The organism is Caballeronia sp. M23-90, from assembly GCF_053574605.1.
The window spans coordinates 1-5,359 of record NZ_JBSIPA010000437.1; the positions used below are offsets into that span (position 1 = coordinate 1).

Below are 5,359 nucleotides of genomic sequence, written 5' to 3' on the forward strand. Positions count from 1 at the left end.
TTATTCCCCCCAGCAAGGAATACATAGTTCTGTAACGCTGAGCGGAATTCACTTCGAACACCCCTCTTGAAGGGGTGTTTTTTTGCCTTTCAGATGTTGAAGCTATACCGTGCGATGGCATCGTATGTATAATCCGCGCCTTTTTATGTATGGCGAGAATAGCTTGCGCAGAGTTGGAGATGTAGTCGTGATCCCGCGTGTCGTCGAGGCTCCACCGCGTGGCCCGTCCCGCGATGTCGCTTTGTTCAATCCGCTGACCGACCGCTTCACATGTTTGTGACGGTCAAGGCGCGCATACATACCGATTGGACAGGCGTGTACGCGGAACTTCCGGTGGTATTGACGCCAGCGGGTATCTTGGAGCCGCTGCTCGACTACTACCTCTTTCGTAGTCACGACCGCAGCTTGGCATGGATGACCAAGGTAACCCGGTCCGTCCGGATGTTTCTTGAATACCTACAGTCCAATCCGGCGGAGCGCGATACTTATCGTCTGTTCCAGAACTTCGCCCAGAGGCTCTACACCGGCACGTTTGATCGGGCCACCGGCCTTGACCCCAGTGGCTTAAGCTGGGCGCCACGTTCACCGCGAGATGCGTCGCACATCATCACGCATCTCTCCGACTTTTTTGATTGGCTTGGGGAAGTGCGCCCTGAGACTGCCGCAGTGAATCCCCGCTATGCAGGCGGGGCTTTCGACCGGCAAACCGATGAGGCTGCATACCAGTACCGACGCAGCAAGGCGTTCCTTGGGCATATATGGGCGGCGAACTCGTCCTCCGCCCAGGCTGCATATCGCGTGCGAAGCCGACGCGCTCCGAATGTCGAAAAAGGCGATCCGCCGGCCTTCCCTGAGGAGCGCTTTGAGGAATTACTGCTGAAGGGTTTCTGCGCGGGTGGTCGTTATGACTATCGAAGCATGCTCATCACATTGCTGTTACACGGGGCGGGGTTTCGCGAATCCGAGCCTTTCCATCTCTTCATCCCCGACGTGTTTCCAGATCCAGCCAATCTGAAGCAGGCCAAGGTCCTGATTCACCATCCAAGCTACGGCTCCGCGCCTGCCGATTGGCGCGACAAACTTGGACGCCCGCGTAGAGGCAGCAGGGCGGAGTATCTCGCCCACCAGTTTGGCCTGGTGCCACGTACCGATCTGATGGATAGGCGGCACGCCGGCTGGAAGGGCGGCACCCATGACGCCGCGTACTACAAGCAAGCGTACTGGTTTCTGCCCGAGTATGGCGAGTGGTTCCTGCAACTCTGGCACCGCTATCTCGAGCAGGTCGCACGCGTCGAGCGTGGCCACCCCTTCGCCTTCATCAACCTGAACCGCGAGCCCGTCGGCGCCATGTACACGCTCACCCAGTACAACAAGGCCCATGCCGCAGCGTGCGAGCGCATCGGGCTCACGGTGAGCAAGGCGCTGGGCACAACGCCACACGGACACCGTCACGCCTACGGCCGGCGCCTTCGCAACGCTGGCATCGACAAGACGCTCATCCGCCGCTTCATGCATCACGCCTCGCTGGAGAGCCAGGAGGTCTATACGCAGGCGAATACCCGAGAGGCACTGGCCGCGCTGGAGGCGGCCGCGCAGCGATTGCGGGACAGGCACACCGGGACACCGTCCGCGTCCGGCCTGTTGCTGCCTGGCATCGAACTCAACGACTGAGGAACCCTTATGGCCGAAAAGAAGAAAGCGTATGCGCCCAAGGCACCTGCCACTCAAGCTCGCAACGGGAAAGGAGTGAGCCGCGACACGGATACCAACTTAGGCTGGGTCGAGCGCGACTATCCGCAGCTCTCAGCCTGGCGCGCGCTAGCAGTGGAATGGTTGAAGGGAGAGACAACGAACGTGGGTGACAAACTGCTCGGGTTGGTGGCGTTCGTGGAGCGCTACCTAATCCAGCAGGGGCTACCGCTCGACCCGGCATCTTTCCTGGCCTGCACCACCATCCTGCCTGAGTTCTACCGGACAGCCTGCCCCGATTCCCTGAAAGGTATCAAGTACAACAACTACATCCACGCCTTCCTGCACTTCGTGCTGCTGCGCGAGTTCAGCGAAATCGACGACCACGGCCGGCCGGTGGTCTCGCCGGCGTTTCGCAACCCCGTTTCCCGGATGTCCAATGGCGGTCTGCCGAAGCGCGACGAGAGCGTGCATTCGCCGCTGCCCTATGGTTACATCGACGAACTGCGGCAGATGCTCGCGGCGGGACCGCACTTCCGGGACTGGCAGTGGGCGCAGGCCGCCTTGGGCGTGGAAATCGGCCAGCGTGGGCGCGGTGCACCCGACTGGTTCGAAGTGGCCAAGGCACAGATAGACCGGAACGACCCGGACTGCGTGTGGCGCGAGCGGCCCCTCAAGAACGGAACTCGCTTGGAGATGTGGAGCCCGGTGCGGTGGGTTGCCCTGCTCGTGAAGCTCATCCTGCCGCTGCGCACCTTCCAGGTCCGCATGCTTGATTCGGGCGAAGCCGATACCTGGCGCTACGCGGCGGGCAACTGGTCATTGAATCCGAGCCGGCTCGCTCAGGGCAGTGAACGCCAGCCGCTGCAACAGGGCGTGTTTCGCCGCAATGACCCGCTCGCCGACGTCGGGGCGGTCTCGACAGTGCTCTACATCAACACCAACAAGACCGCCGACATCACCAAGTCCGGTTCCGAGAAGGGCTACGTGCTGCCGTGGTCCTTTGGCGGGCCGGTGCATCAGGATGTCTTCTACTGGCTGGAGAAGCTGCGCAACTGGCAGGCGAAGTACAACCCCGTCTCGCGGCGGACGTCCTGGACGGAACTCGATGGTCGTCACATGAAGGCAAAGAGCGAGGTGCAACTGGCGGGCTACCCGGATACCTGCTTCCTCTTCAGGATACCGGAGGCGGGAGACGGCGAACGTCATCGGCCTATCCGGAACAGGGGGCTGGACAGCTGCTGGTTCTCGCTGCTGGAAGCACTGGAACTGCGGCTGGCCGACCGAGGTGAAACCCATCACAACGGAGCGGCGATACGTTTCCTCCCGCCGCCGGAAGAACAGAACAATGGACTGACGACCCTCTTCCCCCTGCACAGCCTGCGCGTATCCCTCATCACCGCGCTGGCGCTCGAAGGCCAGGTGCCGTTCCCTATCCTGCAGAAACTCGTCGGCCACAGCCGCCTGCTGATGACCCTCTACTACACCAAGCCCGGCGCGACGCACATCCGCGACGTGCTGCTCGGTGCAGCGGAGCGGCTGGAAATGAACAAAGAGGCGAGCATCCAAAACTTCCTGCTCGACACCGAGCACGAAGAGTTGCTGCAAAAGGCCATCTGTAACAGCGTGCCCATCCTCGCCGCGGCCGTCCCGCAGCATCCGGCCGCGCGCAACCCGGCGGGCTGGATGCCCATGCACCACGGCCTGTGTCTCGTCGGCGGCAACACCAGCGAGGTCGAGGATAACAGTGTTGTGGGTGGCTGCTACAACGGCGGCTCGAACATTGGCTCACTCTCGGCTCCCAAGTATGGACCTGTTCCGGGCGGCAGCCGCAACTGCGTGCGCTGCCGCTGGTTCGTGACCGAGCCGCACCACCTACCGGCGCTCGTTGCCCAGTTCAACACGCTCGCCTATCACTTCGACGAGGCGCGCAACGCCTGTCTCGCGCACGAGAACACGCTGCAAGACCTAAAGAGGCAAAAGGCGGACGCCGAGGATGCTGGCCAGCCATTCTCCAGGCTCGACGCCTGCCGGCAGGCTGAGCGGGTGTGGGAGAGCGCCATAAAGCGCTTCAGCGACCTCGCCGAAGACCTGGTGGCCTGCTGGCGTCTCATCGAACGCTGCAAGGCGGCGCTCGACGCGCCGCAAGGCTCCGGCACGGAGTTGGTGGCCGCCGGCACGGGGGGCGACGTACAGGTCGCCTTCGAGGAAACGGAGTCGGAGCTGCTGCAACTTGCGGGCGTCTGCGAAAACGTCGAGGTCTACCCCGACCTCGAGCCGGGAAAGGCGGTGTTCCGCCGTAGCCAGTTGCTCGACGCGGTGCTCTACCGCGACGACCTGCCGCCCGTGTTCATGCTGTTGAGTGAACAGGAGCAACTGCTCGCCGGCAACGCCTTCCTGCGCCGCCTTGCCCAGCAGATGAACCCGGAGAATCCCGCGTTGGGCCAGCGCCAAGTCATTCGCCTGATGGATGCAGGCTTGAGCCTCAGCCAGCACTTCGACCTAGACCTCACCTCACTTCTGCCTCCTGCCCACCCCGCTGGACGTCAGGTCCTCTCAGGAGATGAAGCATGAATGGTGCGACCGACATCCACCCGGACGCGGTGCTGGAGTCGCTGCTCGCCAAGGGCGGGCGCTCAAACCGGCGCACAAATCTGGCAAAGATGCACGATCTCTGCCGCAGGCAGCACGAGACGGGCTCGCGCGACTTCTCTCTGCCGGCCGTCGGGCGCCTGGCAGAAGCCGAAGGCATCATGAAGGGGCGTGCCCTCTACAACGCCCAGTCGACGGACTACAAGGCACTGATTGAAGCCTGGGCCGCCTACGTCGGGCCACCCGAGCCCAAGCCGCCGAAGACGCTCGCGAGCCACGAATACCTGATGCGCATCGAGGACCCGGCGATCCGCTCCATCATGCAGGCCATCATTGCTGAGCGCGACAAGCTCAAGGCGCAGCTCAACGTGCTGAAGGCCAACACCCAGGTGACTGTGGACCGGCGCCCGCTGGGCGCGACGATCACAGCCGCGCCCGGAGCGCAGCCGGTGACCGTACTTGCCATGGCCGCGCAGCTCACGCCTTCCGAGCGCGAAGCCTTGTGGAAAGCGGTGTCAGCCGATTACCTCGAGGAATGGGGACTGCGGGAAGGCAGCCACGGCGAAATCGTCAACGCGCGCGGCCGGACAGTGTTTGAGGTGGGGTTCGCGCGGGCGATTCGAAAAGTGCTTGCGTAGGCAAAGCAAAAATTAAAGGGGAACAACATGAGTGTGGCTTATTACCTTGCCTGCATTGAATCTAGGCAGTATGTGTGGGTCGGGGCACTAGTTTCGAACTGCCAAGCAATGCCGGAAGGGCAGGCCGGCGCGATATCGCGATTTGCGCTGGCCCATCGTGGCAAGCCGCTGGTTGTGGTGAGTGATACCCATCCTATCCTTGATGATGGCAAGGAGTGGGAGGCGTCGCTTGGGAAATAACAGGCTCAAAGGGAACGCCACCAAACCCCCTGACGTACGAATTACGCAATAGGAAAAGCGCCAGCGTAATGGCTGGCGCTTGGAAGTTTCGGTGTATTACGATGTATTTATACATCGCAAGGCGTTGATGCTTAAAACACCGCCCTTACTGAATCCCCGGCCACTTGCTCGCGAACTATGTACCGTTAAGGTATAAGACC

At 62.0% G+C, this 5,359-nt stretch carries 4 protein-coding genes; all 4 read left to right on the plus strand.

The annotated features are described in order from the left end of the window. Window positions 1-270 precede the first annotated feature (270 nt). From gmtY to ACRXB1_RS29275, 4 genes are read left to right on the plus strand one after another with little or no spacing between them, the layout of a single operon-like run. Window positions 271-1,671 (plus strand): gamma-mobile-trio recombinase GmtY, encoded by a 1,401-nt coding sequence (gene gmtY / locus ACRXB1_RS29260; RefSeq protein WP_449494011.1) that lies wholly within the window; start codon window positions 271-273, stop codon window positions 1,669-1,671. Between the two features lie 9 nt (window positions 1,672-1,680). After that, a complete protein-coding gene (gmtZ, locus tag ACRXB1_RS29265; RefSeq protein ID WP_449494012.1) occupies window positions 1,681-4,263 on the plus strand; it encodes a gamma-mobile-trio integrase GmtZ in 2,583 nt (860 codons plus the stop codon). Next, a complete protein-coding gene (gene gmtX, locus ACRXB1_RS29270) occupies window positions 4,260-4,919 on the plus strand; it encodes a gamma-mobile-trio protein GmtX (RefSeq protein ID WP_449494013.1) in 660 nt (219 codons plus the stop codon). Before gmtZ ends, gmtX begins: the two co-directional genes overlap by 4 nt. 27 nt (window positions 4,920-4,946) lie before the next feature. Beyond that, the gene (locus ACRXB1_RS29275; RefSeq protein ID WP_449494014.1) at window positions 4,947-5,159 is read left to right on the plus strand and encodes a hypothetical protein; all 213 of its coding nucleotides are present in this window, start codon (window positions 4,947-4,949) and stop codon (window positions 5,157-5,159) included. The last annotated feature ends 200 nt before the right edge of the window (window positions 5,160-5,359 follow it).

Bases quoted from the DNA above. Each gene is read 5' to 3' on its own strand.
- gmtY (WP_449494011.1), top strand. From the start codon at position 271: ATGTTTGTGACGGTCAAGGCGCGCATACATACCGATTGGACAGGCGTG.
- gmtZ (WP_449494012.1), top strand. From the start codon at position 1,681: ATGGCCGAAAAGAAGAAAGCGTATGCGCCCAAGGCACCTGCCACTCAA.
- gmtX (WP_449494013.1), top strand. From the start codon at position 4,260: ATGAATGGTGCGACCGACATCCACCCGGACGCGGTGCTGGAGTCGCTG.
- ACRXB1_RS29275 (WP_449494014.1), top strand. From the start codon at position 4,947: ATGAGTGTGGCTTATTACCTTGCCTGCATTGAATCTAGGCAGTATGTG.